The organism is Donghicola tyrosinivorans (genome assembly GCF_003003355.1).
In the GTDB taxonomy this organism is placed as follows: domain Bacteria; phylum Pseudomonadota; class Alphaproteobacteria; order Rhodobacterales; family Rhodobacteraceae; genus Donghicola; species Donghicola tyrosinivorans.
This window is the reverse complement of the sequence record NZ_PVTQ01000005.1, coordinates 98,168-114,317: the sequence shown is the minus strand read 5'-3', so window position 1 is coordinate 114,317 and position 16,150 is coordinate 98,168. Positions and strand designations below refer to the sequence as shown.

The window sequence follows — 16,150 nt, the reverse complement described above, 5'->3', positions numbered from 1 at the left end:
TGCCGGTTGTGTGCAGAGGAAAAGCGCAGTGAAGCAATCTGGTGCGCTCCGTGCCCTTGGTGCCATGTCAGGAACGTCTTTGGACGGGGTTGATGCGGCAGTTGTAGTGAGTGACGGGCATAGAATTCTTGAATTTGGTGACAGTGCTTATCGCCCTTATACCGACAAGCAGCGCGAGGTGCTGCGGGCGGCTTTGGGAAAATGGCAGGACGAAGATGTCTCTGACGCCGCTGAGGTGGTTGAGACCGTGCACGCGCAGGTGATGTCTCGATTCGAGGGAATCGAATTGGCGGGGTTTCATGGTCAGACCTTGGCCCATGATCCGCGCGGCCGCGGTACCCATCAATGCGGTGATGGTGGCGTGCTGGCCGAGTTGCTGGGGGTGCCAGTGGTCTGGGACTTTCGGTCGGCGGATGTACAGCTTGGCGGTGAAGGTGCGCCGCTTGCGCCGTTCTTTCACTTTGCCTGTGCCAAATACATCGGCGCGACCGAGCCGTTGGCCTTTCTGAACTTAGGTGGTGTGGGCAATATCACCTATGTGGACCCCTCATTCGAGCGCCCTGAAGAGACGGGTGCTTTGCTGGCCTTTGACACGGGGCCAGCCAATGCACCGGTGAATGATCTGATGATGGCGCAGCGCGGTCTGGCTTATGATGAGGACGGCGGGATTGCCGCACTTGGAGCCGTTGATCAGGCACTGGTGGAGGAAGTTCTGTCGCGCAGCTATTTCTTAAGAATGCCACCAAAGTCTCTGGACCGGAACGATTTTTCGGATGTGATGGCGCTGGTTGAGGTGCTGTCTTTGGAAGATGCGGCCGCGACCCTGACCGAGCTATGCGTCGCCTCGGTCCTGCGGGGGCTGGAGCATTGTCCGGTGTTGCCAACACGGCTGCTGGTCTGTGGCGGCGGTCGCAAGAACGCCCATATCATGGCGCGACTGGCTGCAGATGCGGGCTGTGAGGTTCTGCCAGTTGAAGCGGTTGGTCTGGACGGGGACATGCTGGAAGCACAAGCCTTCGGGCATCTGGCCGTTCGTGTGCTGCGCGGTATGCCCACGTCGTGCCCGTCGACCACGGGTGTTGCGGCGGCGGTTGGCGGTGGATCAGTGTCGCGGCCTTGATAAACTGGTGAGGGCGCTGGGGGCGCTGCCCCCGCAGCTTTGCTGCTCCCCCGAGGTATTTCTGCCAAGATGAATGGCATGGGTGCCCCTGCGGGCATAGGCGGCGCAGGGGCGGTTTGTCTATTCTTTCGCCGCTAGAGCGCCGGCGACTTTTTCCGAGACAAGACCGAATACGTTGCCAACAACCATGGCGATGGCCACGGTGAGCGACGCGGGCAGCAGGGCCGTCAGATCGGTGAGCGCGACGCCGCCCATCAGCAGGAAGGCCGCAGTGCTGGCATAGCCGTAGACTGCGGCGGGGATGGTCGATAAAATCGGCAGGTGCGCGCCGAGAACCAGCACCACCACCGAGACACCGACGATGATCGAGGTGACGGGAACGGTGCCTGCCACGGTTCCGACTACAAAGAGCGCGATGGTTGCGACCACAATGCCCCAGATGTGGTTGATGGCGGATTTGCCTACGGAGTCAGTGCCGCCGCCGCAGTGGTAAAAGCTGCCCCAGCCGATGAAGAGCGCCCAGACAGGCAGGCCGTATGGCGTGCCGAGGCAGAGCCATGTAGCGGCGACGGCAAGCACGCCGATTGAGAGCGCAAGCGCATTAATAAGGTTCATAGATTTCCTCCCTAGATATAGCAGGGCGCCTGTTTCTCCTCCGGCGCCGTGTGCACAAAATCTAAGCAGAAGTTTGCCGGTCTACGTATCAGACCTTAGTTTCAAGGACTTAAAGCTAATAGACATGTTTTTCGCAAAGCTTTGCGGACAAAAAAGGCTCCCGCATTGCGGGAGCCTTCGGAATTTGTTGTACGACTATGCTTTCGCGCGTTTGATCACTTTTTCAGGATCGAACGGCCTGCGTAGATCGCGGTTTCACCCAGCTGCTCTTCGATACGGATCAGCTGGTTGTATTTCGCGAGCCGGTCCGAACGGGCCAGCGAGCCGGTTTTGATCTGGCCGCAGTTGGTCGCGACCGCCAGATCCGCGATGGTCGCGTCTTCGGTTTCACCCGAGCGGTGCGACATCACGTTGGTGTAGCGGGCGCGGTGGGCCATATCGACGGCGCGCAGGGTTTCCGACAGCGAGCCGATCTGGTTCACTTTCACCAGCATCGAGTTGGCGACCCCTTTTTCGATGCCTTGAGCCAGACGGGCAGGGTTGGTGACGAAGAGGTCATCGCCGACCAACTGGACTTTGCCGCCCAGTTTCTCGGTCAGCATGGCCCAACCTTCCCAGTCGTCTTCGTCGCAGCCGTCTTCGATCGAGATGATCGGGTAGTCTGCGCAAAGCTGTGCCAGATATTCGACGTTCTCTGCGGGGGTCAGGGATTTGCCTTCGCCCTTCATCTCGTACTTGCCGTCCTTGAAGTATTCGGTCGCGGCGCAATCGAGGGCCAGATAGATGTCTTCGCCGGGCTTGTAGCCAGCTTTTTCGATCGACTTCAGGATGAAGTCCAGCGCTTCGCGCGCCGAGCCCAGTTCGGGGGCAAAGCCGCCCTCATCGCCCAGACCGGTGGACATGCCAGCCGCGTGCAGTTCTTTCTTCAGGGTGTGGAAGACTTCGGAGCCCATGCGGACGGCGTCACGGATGTTCGTGGCCGACACGGGCATGATCATGAATTCCTGAATGTCGATCGGGTTGTCCGCATGCTCGCCGCCGTTGATGATGTTCATCATGGGAACGGGCAGGGTGCGCGCCGAAGTGCCGCCGACATAGCGGTAGAGGGGCTGGCCCAGATAGTCGGCAGCAGCGTGGGCCACGGCCAGCGACACGCCGAGGATGGCGTTGGCGCCAAGGCGGCCTTTGTTCTCGGTGCCGTCCAGTTCGATCATCGCCTGGTCGATAGCTTCCTGCTCGGTGGCGTCCATGCCAACCAGTTCTTCGGCGATCTCGCCGTTGACGGCGGCCACGGCACCCAGAACGCCTTTGCCCATGTAGCGGGCCTTGTCGCCGTCGCGACGCTCGACAGCTTCATAGGCGCCGGTGGATGCGCCCGAGGGCACAGCCGCGCGGCCCATGGTGCCGTCTTCCAGAGTGACGTCGACTTCGACAGTGGGGTTGCCACGGCTGTCGAGAATCTCGCGGGCGTGGATGTCGATGATGGTGCTCATGAATGATCCCTCGGATGGTAGAGTTGGAGACCTTCTAGCGGGTGCCGGAAGGGGTGGAAAGACGTGCAAGTCGCTGTTTGCGCTCACGGAAAAGGGTATAAATGCCGGATGTGATAATTACTGCAGCCCCGACGTAGGTCAGCAGCTGCGGACGCTCGCCGAAGAAGGTCATGCCGATGATCATCGCAAAGATCAGGCGGGTGTAACGGAAGGGCATGATGACGCCCATTTCACCCACGCGCATGGCGACGGTCAGGGCCAGATAACCCGCCATGCCGAACAGGAGCGCGCCGATGATGTTGCCCCAGTCGGCGACGTCCATCGGAACAAAGAAGGTGTCTTCGAAGAGTTGCAGGGCAAAACCTGCGATGCCGATCACGGCAAAGGCATAGCAGGCGATCACCTGACTTGAAATATCGCGGGGAAGCACACGGGTTGCCACGTCGCGGGCGGCAAGGCCGATCACCGCGCCCACAGCAAACAGCGAGGCAGGCTCAAAGTTGGCCGAGCCGGGACGGACGATCAGCAAAACGCCGATAAAGCCCACGGCAATCGCGCTCCAGCGGCGCCAGCCGACGGGCTCTTTCAGGAAGACAGCAGCACAGAGGGTTGTGGCCAGCGGCGCGGCCTGAAAAATCGCGGTCGAGGTGCTAAGCGCGCTGGTGGTGATCGCGGTCACGAAGGACAGGGTGCCGATCAACTCGCCCAGATTGCGCAGGATAACCGTCTTGTGCAGAGAGCTGGCCGAGAACAGCCGGTGGCCAGAGGATCTCGCCAGAACCGCAAAGGCGATCCCGCCGCCGATCCCCAGCAGGCCCAGAATCTGGCCGATAGACATATGGGCCGAGGCTGTTTTGACAAACATATCCTCCATGGCAAAACACGCCATCGCCAGAACAAGTAGTAGTATGCCGCGCAGGTTATCCATGCGGACGCTCTCCCCCAATGCAGGCCAAGGCCTACGCGGAAGGCGCAGCCAAAGCAAGTGTTAGCGCAAACGGAATGCGCGTCTTTTCCAGAAATCCGGTAAATGTCGGATGATCGCCCGGCGCAGGCGCGGCTATTCGGACTTTTTGATCGGAATCCCGTAAAGTTCCAGCCGGTGGCCTTTCAGGCGATACCCCAGCCGCTCTGCGATCTTTTCTTGCAGGGCTTCGATCTCGGGGTCGACGAATTCGATCACCTCGCCGCTGTTCATGTCGATCAGGTGGTCATGGTGTTCGCGCTCGGCGTCTTCATAGCGGGCACGGCCATCGCCGAACTCCAGCTTTTCCAGAATGCCGGCTTCTTCGAACAGTTTCACTGTCCGGTACACCGTCGCGATCGAGATTTTCGGGTCCTGTGCGATGGCGCGGGCGTACAGCTCTTCCACATCCGGATGGTCGTCCGAGGTTTCTAGCACGCTGGCAATCACGCGGCGTTGTTCGGTCATGCGCAGGCCCTTGGCCTCGCAGCGGGCGATGATGGTGTCGGTGGTCATACCGTCCCCCGGATAGGATCTGAGTGGGCGGGCTGCTTAGCGCCTCGGAGGCGAGATTGCCATAGGAAAGGCGCGGGGGAAACGGGGGATCGGCGGAATGTCTGTGTCTATGGACCGCGTGCAAAGATTGCTTCAGCAGATCGTGAAAATCCTGCCTTTAACGGGGATAGTAATAAACATGTAAAAGTGCTCTACATGTTGAATTATTCACGCTTAAGTTGATTTTACGGAGCGATTATGACGGCCTACACAGTACAGGCAATCCAGCTGACCTACAGTGCCGAATCCCAACAGACCGATGTGCAGCAGGTGACCCTGACGCTTTCGGGCTCGCAGGACCTGACCTTTTCTTACCAGTATTCGTATGTGGAGCAGGGGAACGATAGCTTGTTTCGCTATATCGACACCACAGCGTTTGAAAAAAGCGGCGCACTTTGGTCTGTCGAGGTGCTGTCGGCACCGCCGGGAACTGTCGGGGAACTAAGCCTGAACCGCTTTGAGGTCAGTTACCTGTCGATTGAACGGGGAACGCTGTCAGGTTCGATGAATTACCCTGATGCGGTGTTCGATTATGCCTTCATGGGGCAAGACAACGGGGATGGCAGCACGACGACGTTGCTCGTGCCATTGGATCAGAACTTCCCCGATGTTTTCGGCGCTTCTTTCACGCTCGCTGATTGGAATGAACTGGCCGATCATGTTTTTGCCACCGAAATCCAGACGGGCCCATTCGCACCGGGTGCGGTTTTTTCGCTGGATGACATCGCCTATGACACCAAGACCCAGAACGATGTGGTGAACGGAACCGCATTTGATGATCTGTACAATCTGGGTGTGGGCAAGGACGTGGCTTGGGGGCAGGCTGGCAACGATACACTGAACGGCGGCAACGGGAATGATTTCCTTTACGGTCAGAACGGGAACGATGACCTGTTTGGCGGTAACGGCTTTGACAAGCTTGTTGGCGGCAATGGCCATGACCGGCTGTTCGGTGGTGCCCATGCGGATGAACTGATTGGCGGCGCGGGCAACGATGTCTTGCGCGGCGGCGACGGGATTGACCTGCTGTCAGGGGGCACAGGGCGCGATCTTTACGATGGGGGCAAGGGCTTTGATACCGCCGAGTTCCGGTCCGAGATTGCCGGTGTCACAGTCGATCTATCCGCATCCCAAGCGATCAACGGCGAAGGCCGCGTTGAGAAGGTGATCAACATCGAGCAGGTGATCGGCTCGCATTTTGACGATGTGCTGATTGGCGATGCAAAGCGGAACAGCTTTATCGGCCTTGGCGGCTCGGACCATTTTGAAGGTGGCGACGGGCTGGATGTGGTGCGCTATGACACCGACTTTGAACGTGGCGGCGCATCAGGCATTTTCGCGGATCTTCTGCAAGGCAACGTGACCGACGGCTTTGGCTGGACCGATACGCTGTCGAATATCGAGGTGCTTGTGGGCTCGACCGTGGCGGACAAAATCTTCGGATCGCACGGGCGTGACCGGATTTATGGCGAGGCGGGCAATGATAAGATTGCGGGCCGCGGCGGTCATGATCTTCTCTACGGGGAGGCAGGGAACGATCTGCTGAACGGTGGCGGCGGTCACGATAAGCTGTTTGGTGGCGGCGGACGGGACCGGCTGATTGGCGGCGCCGGCAATGACACCATGACCGGCGGTGCAGGCGCGGACACCTTTGTTTTCACAGCGCAGTTCGGGCATGACGTGGTGACAGATCTGACGGCGCAGGATCGGCTGAATTTCTCGGCTGTGACCGACATCACCGATGCAGAGGCCTTTATCGTGGCCTTTGTCTCGGTCGGGCGTGAGGAGTTGTTTATCCAGATTGACGATCAGCGCTCAGTGACATTGGAGGGCTTCACCGACGAGGCAGCTTTGGCCGATCTGCTGATCCTCTGATCAGACCTCAGGTGCCGCAGAAGGTTTGCGGCACCACCTCATCGGGCGTGGGCGGACGGCGCAGGTCCTCGGCCCCGTCCTGCACGGTGTAAGGGTTCGCCAGCACCGTCATCAGTCGCTGCATCGGGGCCAGATCACCCTCAAGCGCGGCATCGATCATCTGCTCGATCCAGTGATTGCGGGGGATATAGACCGGATTGCTGCGGGCCATCAGAGCCTGCGGGTCTGGCTCATTTACGATGCGGGCCTTCCAATCTTTTTCCCACTGATCAAAGGCGTCGCGGTCGCTGAACTGGTCGCGCGCGTTTCCGTCCACCAAGGCGCGGAAGGTGTTGGTGAAATCGGAATGGTTCGCCGCCATCAGCGCCAGTAGCCGCTCGATCAATCTTTGATCGTCACGCTGCGGCGTGCTGATCCCGATTTTGGCGCAGAAAATACGCAGCCATTCCGCTTTAAGAGCCTCGGGCATCTTGTTGATGCGAATTGTGTAATCCTCAACGGCTGCGTCCTCATCTGCGTTCAGCGGCACCAAGGCGCTGGCCAGTTGCGCAAGGTTCCACACCAGCACATGCATCTGGTTCGAGTAGCTGTACCGCCCCTGATGGTCGATCGATGAGAAGGTCATATTCGGATGGAAATCATCCATGAAGGCACAGGGGCCATAGTCGATCGTCTGACCCGAGATGGCGCAGTTGTCGGTGTTCATCACCCCGTGGATAAAGCCCAAGCCCATCCACTGGGGGATCAGCTTGACCTGCCGGTCGATGCAACCTTGCAGGAAGGCCGCAGGTCCATCAGCCTGAGGATCGTGGCGGGCAATGGCATAGTCCATCAAGGTTTGCAGCGCGTCGCGGTCATCGCGCACGGCGAAATACTGAAAGGTGCCAATGCGCAGGTGGCTGGCGGCAACGCGAGTCAGAACCGCACCGGGCAGTGCGGTCTGGCGCAGCACCGTGTCGCCGGTGGCAACCGCCGCCAAAGCGCGGGTGGTGGGCACGCCAAGGGCATGCATCGCCTCAGAGACCACATATTCGCGCAGGACTGGCCCCAGCCATGCCTTGCCATCGCCACGACGTGAAAAGGGCGTGCGGCCCGAACCTTTCAACTGAATATCAAATCGCTGGCCGTCCTTGCCCAAAACCTCGCCCACTAGCAACGCACGGCCATCGCCTAGCTGAGGTGAAAAGCCGCCGAACTGGTGACCTGCATAGGCTTGCGCCAAGGGTGCGGCCCCGTCAGGTGTCACAGTGCCAGAGAAAATCTGTGCGAGTTCTACGTCACTCGCCTCTGACCCCAGACCCAATTCGTCTGCCAATGCCGTGTTATAGGCCAGAAGGCGCGGCGCGGGGGCTTTGGCCGCGTTCTGACGGGCAAAGAACCTGTCCGGCAGGCGGGCATAGCTGTTGTCGAAGGCAAAGTTCAGAGGCATGGGCAAAATCCTTGATCTACCCAATACCTAGGAAGGCGAGACTGCTTTTGAAAGGGCGACTTAGAGCTTACGCGTCATCGTTTGATAGCGTTCGCGGGGATGGAACAGCGATTTCTCATAAAGGCGCATGGCAGCCGCATCGTCGGGGCGCACCTCAAGGCTGATCGCGCGGACACCGGCCTGACGCAAGGTCCGACCAATGCTATTGATCACCTCAGAGGCCAGACCACGGCGGCGGATGGCGGGACGCACGTAAATCTCGTCGATGCCAGCTTCGATCCCGCCGAATTCCACCGACCATGTGAAGGTCATCACCATATAGCCGATGGGCGCGCGGGTGGGGCCGAACATATACACCGCCCCAAGAGGGTTGCCGTCCAGCAAAGGCGCGATGGCGGCGTGACGGCGTTCGCTGTCTTGCTCGATGCCCACCTCTTGGTGAAAGGCTTCGACCAAGGGCAGCAAGGCGTTCAGGTGCTCGGGTTTGGCCAGACTGATTTGTGCGCTCATAGGCGGGCAAGCCTTTCTGTCAGAAGGTCGAAAAAGCCCTGTGCGTCCACATCGCCCATGAACATGGCGTTGGCGGGCCGATCGGTGACACCCCACCAGTCCGCAACAGTCATGCCAAGGGTCAGAGGGCTTTGGGTCTCGATCTCGACGTTGATGTGACGGCCCTGGAACAAGTCGGGCCGGATCAGATAGGCGATCACACAAGGATCATGCAGCGGCGCACCGAGGCTGCCGTATTTTTCCTTGTCGAACCGCTCGAAAAAGTCGGTCATCTCTGCAACGGCGGTGCCGACAGGCGTTCCTAGGGCGCGGAAAGCATCGTTGCGGGGTTTGGTGACCAGCACCTTGTGGGTCACATCCAGCGGCATCACGGTGATCGGGCATCCGCTGTCAAAGACGATCTTGGCGGCTTGCGGGTCCACGTAGATGTTGAACTCGGCGGCGGGCGTGATGTTGCCCACCTCAAAGTAGGCGCCACCCATCAGGACGATTTCCTGTACCTTTTCAATGATATCCGGCGCTTGTTTAAATGCGGTGGCGATGTTGGTTAGCGGCCCCAGAGGGCAAAGCGTGATGGTTCCCGAAGGCGCATTGCGCAGGGTCTCGATTATGAAATCCACACCGTGTTCTGCCTGCAGGGGCATCACCGGATCGGGCAGATCGGGACCGTCCAAACCGGTCTTGCCATGCACATGTTCGGCGGTGACAAGGGTGCGGCCCATTGGCGCCTCGCAGCCCGCATAGACCGGCACGTCAGCACGGTTTGCCAGTTCACAGACAATGCGGGCATTCTTCTGGGTCAGGGCCAGTTGCACGTTCCCAGCGACAGCGGTGATCCCCAGCACCTCGACCTCATCGGGGCTGCCAAGCGCCAGTAGGATGGCGACGGCATCGTCCTGACCGGGATCAGTGTCGATGATGATCTTGCGTGGGGACATGGAACCTCCGGACCTGCGAATTTCTCTTTCAGTGACAGGCATAACCTGTTCTGACAAGCCCTTAGGGCCTGAGGTTTTCGTGAAAGCGCGGCCCTAGCTGTCCCGTTTTAGGTCCAGACGGGCAATCAACCCGCTGCTGCCCTGTTCAAAGGTCAGATCGCCCCCGTGCTGGCGTGCCACCGTGCGCACGATTGAAAGGCCAAGCCCGTGGCCTTTGGTCGGGCCCACGTTCTGCCCGCGCCGGAACGGGCGCGTGAGGGCTGCCATATCATCGGGGGTCATGCCAGAGCCGCCCGCGTCCTCAACCAGAATGGACACGGTTTCCGAATGCGCCTCTAGCCGGACGGTGGCGCGGCGACCGTAGTGTAGGGCATTCTCAATCAGGTTGGTGATCGCCCGTTCCAGCGCCATGGGACGGCCCGAGATCAGAACCCGCAGGTTCGCGTCCGGCACTTGCTGCTGCGTAGGAGGCGAGCGGCGGGCGCGGGGTGTCACGCCGAACAGGGAATGGTGACTTTCAGGCATCAAAAGCTGGACAGGGGCCATGGTGACGGGACGGCCCAGATCGGCGTAATCATCCACCAGCGCCTCGACCAGCGAACTCAGGGCCATGCGTTGGGCGGGCTCGGCGTCCAATTCTGTGCGCGTGAAGGACAGCACCCCTTCGACCATGGCAATCATCTGGTCGATGTCACCTTCCATGCGGCCGCGCAGGTCCGGATCGTCGATCAAGGCAGTGCGCAGTTTCAGGCGGGCGGCGGGGGTGCCCAGATCATGGCTGATGGCGGACAGGGCCTCGGCCCGTTTTTCCAGCGTTTCCCGTTCGCTGGCGATGTGCTGGTTCAGGGCCTCGGCGATCTCTGTAAGCTCTGAAGGGCCTTCGACGGGCAGGGGTGCTTTGCCGGCGGTGCCGTTTTCGGAAAACACCCGCGCCAGTTTGCCAAAGCGGCCAGATACCTCGGTCGCGCGGCTGATCACGGTGCTAAGCAGCAGCACAAAGATCAGGGCCAGCGGCAGGCGCTTGTCTGTGGGCGCGGCTTCGCAGGACCAAATGTTCGGTGCACGAAGTTCAACCCAGCCTTCGCTGGGGACGCGGGCGAAAAGGCGGGGATCACCGCACAGGCGGGCGATCTGGCGGGTAATTGCGCCAAGCTGCTCGGCCGGTCCGCTAACAGGGGGCAGCGCCCCGATGGCATAGCGCAGATGCGGGTCCTGAATTTCCAACTGCAACCGAGGGCCAGAAATCGGCGAAGGCTCATGCCCGATGATCGAGATTTGCGACAGCTTGTGATTGGTCTCGGGCGGGCGGCCGATGTGGACCACCTGCACCTCAGCGGGCGCAGGGGCGTTGTAGACCAGCGTGCTGTAAAGAAGCTGGCCCGTTGTCTCGGCTCGCGCCAGATGACTCAGCCATGCGGCTTGGTCTGAAATCCAAAATCCACCCGTCAAAACCCCCGCTAACCCGCTGATCGCGATCCAGAAAACAGTTTTGGCACGAAGAGAGGCCAGCAGGTTCATTCCTGCGTCACCTCACAGGCTAGAACATAGCCGACACCCCGTTCGGTGCGGATCAAGCGCGGGTCTTTCGGGTTGCTTTCGATCTTGCCGCGGAGGCGGCCGACCAGCACGTCGATAGCGCGCCCCTCTGCGGCATCCATCGCCCGTTCGGGGTCGCGGTCGGGGTCCAGCGCCTCGGCAATCTCTTCACGGCGTAGGGGGATCAGAGGGTTCGCCAGCAGGGCCTTCAGCAGGGCGGATTCGCGCCGCGACAGAGGCACCAGATAGCCTTCGGGCGCGCGGGCCTCGCCGGTGCGGGCGTCATAGGACCAGCCCTCAAACCGATAAAGTCCCGCCGAGCGCCGATAGCTCAGGGATGCCGCACGGTTCCCCCGACGCAGAACCGCCTTGACGCGGGCGGCTAGAAGATCGGGATTGAAGGGCTTGGCCACATAGTCATCCGCCCCCGCCGAATAGCCCTGCATTCGCTGGCTGTCGGAACTGAGGGCCGAGATGATGATGATCGGCACATCCTGCTGGGTGCGCAATTCGGCGCAGATATCCAGCCCGCTTTCATCCCCCAGCATCACATCCAGAAGGATCAGGTCGATGCGGAACCGCTCCATTGCGGCATTGATTTCGGCACCCGTCGCGGCAGAGCTGACAGCAAAGCCCTGTGACTGGAAATACCGCGTGATCATCTCACGCAGTTCCAGATCGTCATCCACCACAAGAAGTCTCGGGATCGTCATGGCCATACCTTCCGCTCTTGGCGGCGCAAAATGGACGGGGGCAGGGCCTGTGTCTACCCATACCTTCGAGGTCAACGTAACAGAGCGTAACAAACCGATGGGTTTTGTCATGCGCAAAGGGATTAGCCGCCTTGCGCAGAATGCATGGTCGGACCAAGGATAGTCCCACTTCACGCCCCGCAACACTGGGGCGCCGATGGGAGGAAATCATGAAGTTTACTGTTTTTGCAGCCGCAACCGCGGCCCTTTGCGCACTGGCAACCACCTCGGTTGCAGAGCCCCAGGCAGAAGTTCTGCACTGGTGGACCTCGGGCGGCGAAGCCAAGTCGGTTGCCGTTCTCCAGCAAGAGTTCAAGGACGCCGGCGGCACCTGGACCGACATGCCTGTTGCAGGTGGTGGCGGTGATGCGGCGATGACCGCGCTGCGCGCCCGTGTTCTGTCGGGCAACGCCCCCGCAGCTGTTCAGCTGAAAGGCCCCGCCATTCAGGAATGGTACGAAGAAGGCGTTCTGTCGGACATCTCTGCTGTGGCTGAAGAGAATGGTTGGGCGGACGTGCTGCCCGAAGCCATCGCCAACCACATGAAGTGCGAAGGCCACTGGTGTGCCGCGCCTGTGAACGTTCACCGCGTTGACTGGATCTGGGCCAACAAAAAGATCCTGGAAGACAACGGCATTGCAATGCCCACCACTTGGGACGAGTTCAACGCCGCAGCTGAAAAGCTGAAGGCCGCTGGCATCACCCCGCTGGCCCACGGTGGTCAGGCATGGCAGGACGCGACCGTTTTCGAAACCGTAGTTCTGGGTCTTGGCGGCGCCGAGTTCTTCCAGAAGGCACTGGTTGATCTGGATCCCGAAGCGCTGGGTTCGGACACCATGAAGGCCGTGTTCGACCAGATGCGCCTGCTGCGCGGCGACGTTGACGCGAACTTCTCGGGCCGTGACTGGAACCTTGCCACTGCGATGGTCATGAACGGCGAAGCCGCGTTCCAGATCATGGGTGACTGGGCCAAGGGCGAATTCCTTGCTGCGGGCAAAGTTCCCGGCGAAGACTTCCTCTGCGCCTCGACCCCTGGTGAGGGCTACCTCTACAACGTAGACAGCTTTGCCATGTTCGACGTGGACGGCGAGGACAAAGAGGCCGGTCAGGCTCTGCTGGCGAAACTGATCGTTGGTCCCTCGTTCCAGAAGGTCTTCAACCTGAACAAAGGCTCGATCCCTGTACGTACCGACGTGTCGCTGGATGACTTCGACATGTGTGCGCACACCTCGAGCGAAGAAATGGCATCGTCGAGCGAAAATGGCTCGCTACTGCCCAGCTACGCGCACGGCATGGCTCTGCGCGGCGCGCAATCGGGTGCGATCACCGACGTTGTGACCGCCCACTTCAACTCTGACATGTCGTCGGATGACGCTGTCAAAATGCTGGTCGACGCAGTCGCGGCTGTCCAGTAATCCCTGAACTATGGCCCTTCGCGCGCGCCAACGCGCGGAGGGCTTTTCCGTCAGGAGCACCTCCCCATGACCCTCTGGCTTGAACGCCATGTACCCAAGCTGGTACTGGCTCCCTCTTTTGCTGCCATCTTGTTGTTTGTTTACGGCTTTATCGCCTGGACCGGATGGATTTCGCTGACCAAATCCCGCCTGATGCCCAAGTATGACATCGAAGGCGTGCAACAATATACCCGCCTCTTCGCAGCTCCCCGCTGGGACGTGGCGATGAACAACCTTTATATCTTCGGCGCCCTCTTCATCGTGATCGCGATGGTGCTGGGTCTGGGGCTGGCTATCCTGCTGGACCAGAAAATCCGCGCTGAAGGTGTTCTGCGCACCATCTACCTTTACCCTATGGCCCTGTCGATGATCGTCACCGGCACCGCGTGGAAGTGGATCCTGAACCCCGGTCTGGGTCTGGAAAAAGTGGTCCAGGGCTGGGGCTTTGAGAACTTCAAGTTCGACTGGCTGGTGAACACCGATTACGCGATCTACACCATCGTGATTGCAGCGGTCTGGCAGTCGTCGGGCTTTGTGATGGCCCTTTTCCTTGCTGGCCTGCGCTCGGTCGATACCGAGATCATCAAAGCTGCCCAAGTGGACGGTATCCCGACCCACCGCATCTATACTGCGATCATCATCCCCTCGATGGCGCCGATCTTCCTGTCCGCATTCATCGTGCTGTCGCACCTTGCGATCAAGAGCTTCGATCTGGTTATCGCCATGACCAACGGCGGGCCTGGCTATGCCACCGACCTTCCTGCGACCTACATGTACGCTATGGCGTTCTCGCGCGGTGATCTGGGGCAGGCGGCCAGCTCGGCCATGATCATGATGCTGGTGGTGTTCACCATCGTTGTTCCTTACCTCTATTCCGAACTGAGAACCCGCAATGACTGATCTTTCTGCAACCCAAGGCGCCGGGCGCCCGTGGGGCAGGATCGCCCTGCGCTGGGGCCTTTATGTCCTGCTCGGCCTGTTTGCCCTCTATTACCTGATCCCGCTTTTCGTGATGGTCACCACCTCGCTGAAAAGTCTGGAAGAAATCCGCTCGGGCAGCCTGATTGCCCTGCCGCGCGAAGTCACCTTTGACGCTTGGACCAAAGCATGGGCCAATGCCTGTACCGGCATCCAGTGCGAGGGCCTGCGCCCTTACTTCTGGAACTCGGTCTTTATGGCGGTGCCTGCGGTGATGATCTCGACCGTGGTGGGCGCGATGAACGGCTATGTGGTGGCGCAGTGGCGCTTCCGCGGGGCGAACGTCATCTTCTCGCTCTTGCTGTTCGGATGCTTCATCCCGTTTCAGGTGGTTCTGCTGCCGATGGCGAAGATGCTTGGCATCTTGGGCGTCGCGGGCACTATCCCCGGCCTGATCATGGTCCACGTGATCTATGGTATCGGCTTCACCACGCTGTTTTTCCGGAACTACTACGTGACCATTCCGGTGGAACTGGTGAAAGCGGCCAAGATCGATGGCGCGGGGTTCTTCCGTATCTTCTTCTCGATCTTCCTGCCTTTGTCGCTGCCTATTATCGTGGTGTCGGTCATCTGGCAGTTCACCCAGATTTGGAACGACTTCCTCTTCGGGGTCAGCTTTAGCCAGGCGGGCACCCAGCCCATCACCGTGGCCCTCAACAACATCGTCAACTCCACCACCGGCGTTAAGGAATACAACGTGGATATGGCTGCTGCGATCATCGCCGCTCTGCCCACGCTGGTCGTCTACGTCGTCGCCGGCAAGTACTTCATCCGCGGTCTGACCGCCGGATCGGTGAAAGGATAAGTCTTATGGCTCCTATTCTCGACATTCAGAACCTCTACAAAGCCTACGGCCAGACCGAGATCCTCAAGGACATCAACGTGTCCATCGAAAAGGGTGATTTTCTGGTGCTGGTCGGCCCCTCGGGCTGCGGTAAATCCACCCTGCTGAACTGTATCGCTGGCCTTGAGCCGATCACCGGCGGGCAGCTGAACATTGCAGGTCTGGATATGACCAACGTCAGCCCAAAAGACCGCAACATCGCGATGGTGTTCCAGAGCTACGCGCTTTACCCGACCATGTCGGTCGCCAAAAACATCACCTTCGGGATGCAGGTGCGCGGCGTGGATAAGGCGACGCAGGAAAAGAAACTGGCCGAAGTGGCCCGCCAGCTGCAAATCGAAAAGCTGCTGAGCCGCAAGCCCAGCCAGCTTTCGGGCGGTCAGCGTCAGCGTGTGGCGATGGGCCGTGCGCTGGTCCGTGACCCCGCGCTGTTCCTCTTCGACGAGCCCCTGTCGAACCTTGACGCCAAGCTGCGTGTAGAAATGCGAACTGAAATCAAGCGTTTGCATCAGGACCTTCATGCCTCGATGGTTTATGTGACCCACGACCAGATCGAAGCGATGACCTTGGCGACCAAGATCGTTGTGATGAAGGATGGTGTGATCCAGCAGATCGGCACTCCGGCTGAAATCTACCGGACGCCTGCGAACCTGTTCGTGGCGGACTTTATGGGAAGCCCTGCCATGAACCTGATCCCCGCAAAGGTGCATCAGGACGGCAACGCCCGCCGGATCGAGATCACCCGTGACGGCGAAGCACCCTTGGTGCTAACCGACCGCCGTGGTCTGGATCTGCCGCAGGACGTGATCATCGGTCTGCGCCCCGAGGACATTACCGATCCCGCCAGCCGTCAGGGTGATGCGATCGAGATCGCCGACTGTATGGTTGACGTGGTCGAGCCTGCCGGTGCGGACACCTATGTGGTCTCGCGTCTTGGGGGTAAAGAGGTGACGGCTCGTCTTCAAGCCGAAACCGACGTGCGCCCCGGTGCGCGGGCAAGCTTTGCCTTTGATCTGGCGAAGGCGAGTTACTTCGAGCCCAAGTCGGGTATTCGTCTGAGCTAAGCGCTTTTGCTGGCAGGTATCGC

At 60.0% G+C, this 16,150-nt stretch carries 15 protein-coding genes; 6 read left to right on the top strand and 9 right to left on the bottom strand.

The genetic code is table 11. The annotated features are described in order from the left end of the window. Positions 1–28: 28 nt before the first annotated feature. Complete coding sequence (locus CLV74_RS09255; protein ID WP_106263952.1) at positions 29–1,120, top strand: anhydro-N-acetylmuramic acid kinase; 1,092 nt, start codon at positions 29–31, stop codon at positions 1,118–1,120. Between the two features lie 120 nt (positions 1,121–1,240). Here CLV74_RS09255 and CLV74_RS09250 read toward each other — a convergent pair whose 3' ends face one another. From CLV74_RS09250 to CLV74_RS09235, 4 genes are all read right to left on the bottom strand, one after another. Continuing rightward, complete coding sequence (locus CLV74_RS09250; protein WP_106263951.1) at positions 1,241–1,735, bottom strand: DUF1097 domain-containing protein; 495 nt, start codon at positions 1,733–1,735, stop codon at positions 1,241–1,243. A gap of 215 nt (positions 1,736–1,950) precedes the next feature. Beyond that, on the bottom strand, positions 1,951–3,228 hold the full coding sequence (gene eno, locus CLV74_RS09245; RefSeq protein WP_106263950.1) for a phosphopyruvate hydratase: 1,278 nt from the start codon (positions 3,226–3,228) through the stop codon (positions 1,951–1,953). A 34-nt stretch (positions 3,229–3,262) separates the two neighbouring features. After that, positions 3,263–4,156 carry a DMT family transporter gene (locus CLV74_RS09240; RefSeq protein WP_106263949.1) on the bottom strand — a complete coding sequence of 298 codons (894 nt, stop codon included), beginning with the start codon at positions 4,154–4,156 and terminating at the stop codon, positions 3,263–3,265. Positions 4,157–4,288: 132 nt separating this feature from the next. Then, the gene (locus tag CLV74_RS09235) at positions 4,289–4,708 is read right to left on the bottom strand and encodes a Fur family transcriptional regulator (protein WP_106263948.1); all 420 of its coding nucleotides are present in this window, start codon (positions 4,706–4,708) and stop codon (positions 4,289–4,291) included. Between the two features lie 237 nt (positions 4,709–4,945). On the opposite strand from CLV74_RS09235, the gene CLV74_RS09230 reads away from it, so the two are divergent. Continuing rightward, positions 4,946–6,622, top strand: a complete 1,677-nt coding sequence (locus CLV74_RS09230; protein ID WP_106263947.1) for a calcium-binding protein — start codon at positions 4,946–4,948, stop codon at positions 6,620–6,622. A 7-nt stretch (positions 6,623–6,629) separates the two neighbouring features. Here the strand turns inward: CLV74_RS09230 and CLV74_RS09225 are convergent, their stop codons facing one another. The 5 genes from CLV74_RS09225 to CLV74_RS09205 all read right to left on the bottom strand — a co-directional run bounded on the left by CLV74_RS09225 (position 6,630) and on the right by CLV74_RS09205 (position 11,748). Next, a complete protein-coding gene (locus CLV74_RS09225; protein WP_106263946.1) occupies positions 6,630–8,051 on the bottom strand; it encodes a protein adenylyltransferase SelO in 1,422 nt (473 codons plus the stop codon). 60 nt (positions 8,052–8,111) lie between these two features. Further along, positions 8,112–8,561, bottom strand: coding sequence for a GNAT family N-acetyltransferase (locus tag CLV74_RS09220; protein ID WP_106263945.1), 450 nt, complete (start codon positions 8,559–8,561; stop codon positions 8,112–8,114). Then, positions 8,558–9,499 (bottom strand): nucleoside hydrolase, encoded by a 942-nt coding sequence (locus CLV74_RS09215; RefSeq protein ID WP_106263944.1) that lies wholly within the window; start codon positions 9,497–9,499, stop codon positions 8,558–8,560. Before CLV74_RS09215 ends, CLV74_RS09220 begins: the two co-directional genes overlap by 4 nt. A 93-nt stretch (positions 9,500–9,592) precedes the next feature. Continuing rightward, on the bottom strand, positions 9,593–11,017 hold the full coding sequence (locus CLV74_RS09210; RefSeq protein ID WP_106263943.1) for a sensor histidine kinase: 1,425 nt from the start codon (positions 11,015–11,017) through the stop codon (positions 9,593–9,595). After that, positions 11,014–11,748, bottom strand: a complete 735-nt coding sequence (locus tag CLV74_RS09205) for a response regulator (RefSeq protein WP_106264228.1) — start codon at positions 11,746–11,748, stop codon at positions 11,014–11,016. Before CLV74_RS09205 ends, CLV74_RS09210 begins: the two co-directional genes overlap by 4 nt. Positions 11,749–11,957: 209 nt before the next feature. Here CLV74_RS09205 and CLV74_RS09200 point away from each other — a divergent pair, with 209 nt between their 5' ends. The 4 genes from CLV74_RS09200 to CLV74_RS09185 all read left to right on the top strand — a co-directional run bounded on the left by CLV74_RS09200 (position 11,958) and on the right by CLV74_RS09185 (position 16,127). Then, entirely contained in the window at positions 11,958–13,202 is a 1,245-nt protein-coding gene (locus CLV74_RS09200; RefSeq protein ID WP_106263942.1) for an ABC transporter substrate-binding protein, read from the top strand. Positions 13,203–13,268: 66 nt separating this feature from the next. Next, positions 13,269–14,141 carry a carbohydrate ABC transporter permease gene (locus tag CLV74_RS09195; RefSeq protein WP_106263941.1) on the top strand — a complete coding sequence of 291 codons (873 nt, stop codon included), beginning with the start codon at positions 13,269–13,271 and terminating at the stop codon, positions 14,139–14,141. Beyond that, a complete protein-coding gene (locus tag CLV74_RS09190; protein WP_106263940.1) occupies positions 14,134–15,024 on the top strand; it encodes a carbohydrate ABC transporter permease in 891 nt (296 codons plus the stop codon). Before CLV74_RS09195 ends, CLV74_RS09190 begins: the two co-directional genes overlap by 8 nt. A 5-nt stretch (positions 15,025–15,029) precedes the next feature. Then, complete coding sequence (locus CLV74_RS09185; RefSeq protein WP_106263939.1) at positions 15,030–16,127, top strand: ABC transporter ATP-binding protein; 1,098 nt, start codon at positions 15,030–15,032, stop codon at positions 16,125–16,127. Positions 16,128–16,150 lie beyond the last annotated feature (23 nt).

Coding starts and splice junctions, on each gene's coding strand:
- CLV74_RS09250 (WP_106263951.1), bottom strand. CDS start 1,735: ATGAACCTTATTAATGCGCTTGCGCTCTCAATCGGCGTGCTTGCCGTC.
- eno (WP_106263950.1), bottom strand. CDS start 3,228: ATGAGCACCATCATCGACATCCACGCCCGCGAGATTCTCGACAGCCGT.
- CLV74_RS09240 (WP_106263949.1), bottom strand. CDS start 4,156: ATGGATAACCTGCGCGGCATACTACTACTTGTTCTGGCGATGGCGTGT.
- CLV74_RS09235 (WP_106263948.1), bottom strand. CDS start 4,708: ATGACCACCGACACCATCATCGCCCGCTGCGAGGCCAAGGGCCTGCGC.
- CLV74_RS09230 (WP_106263947.1), top strand. CDS start 4,946: ATGACGGCCTACACAGTACAGGCAATCCAGCTGACCTACAGTGCCGAA.
- CLV74_RS09225 (WP_106263946.1), bottom strand. CDS start 8,051: ATGCCTCTGAACTTTGCCTTCGACAACAGCTATGCCCGCCTGCCGGAC.
- CLV74_RS09220 (WP_106263945.1), bottom strand. CDS start 8,561: ATGAGCGCACAAATCAGTCTGGCCAAACCCGAGCACCTGAACGCCTTG.
- CLV74_RS09215 (WP_106263944.1), bottom strand. CDS start 9,499: ATGTCCCCACGCAAGATCATCATCGACACTGATCCCGGTCAGGACGAT.
- CLV74_RS09210 (WP_106263943.1), bottom strand. CDS start 11,017: ATGAACCTGCTGGCCTCTCTTCGTGCCAAAACTGTTTTCTGGATCGCG.
- CLV74_RS09205 (WP_106264228.1), bottom strand. CDS start 11,748: ATGACGATCCCGAGACTTCTTGTGGTGGATGACGATCTGGAACTGCGT.
- CLV74_RS09200 (WP_106263942.1), top strand. CDS start 11,958: ATGAAGTTTACTGTTTTTGCAGCCGCAACCGCGGCCCTTTGCGCACTG.
- CLV74_RS09195 (WP_106263941.1), top strand. CDS start 13,269: ATGACCCTCTGGCTTGAACGCCATGTACCCAAGCTGGTACTGGCTCCC.
- CLV74_RS09190 (WP_106263940.1), top strand. CDS start 14,134: ATGACTGATCTTTCTGCAACCCAAGGCGCCGGGCGCCCGTGGGGCAGG.
- CLV74_RS09185 (WP_106263939.1), top strand. CDS start 15,030: ATGGCTCCTATTCTCGACATTCAGAACCTCTACAAAGCCTACGGCCAG.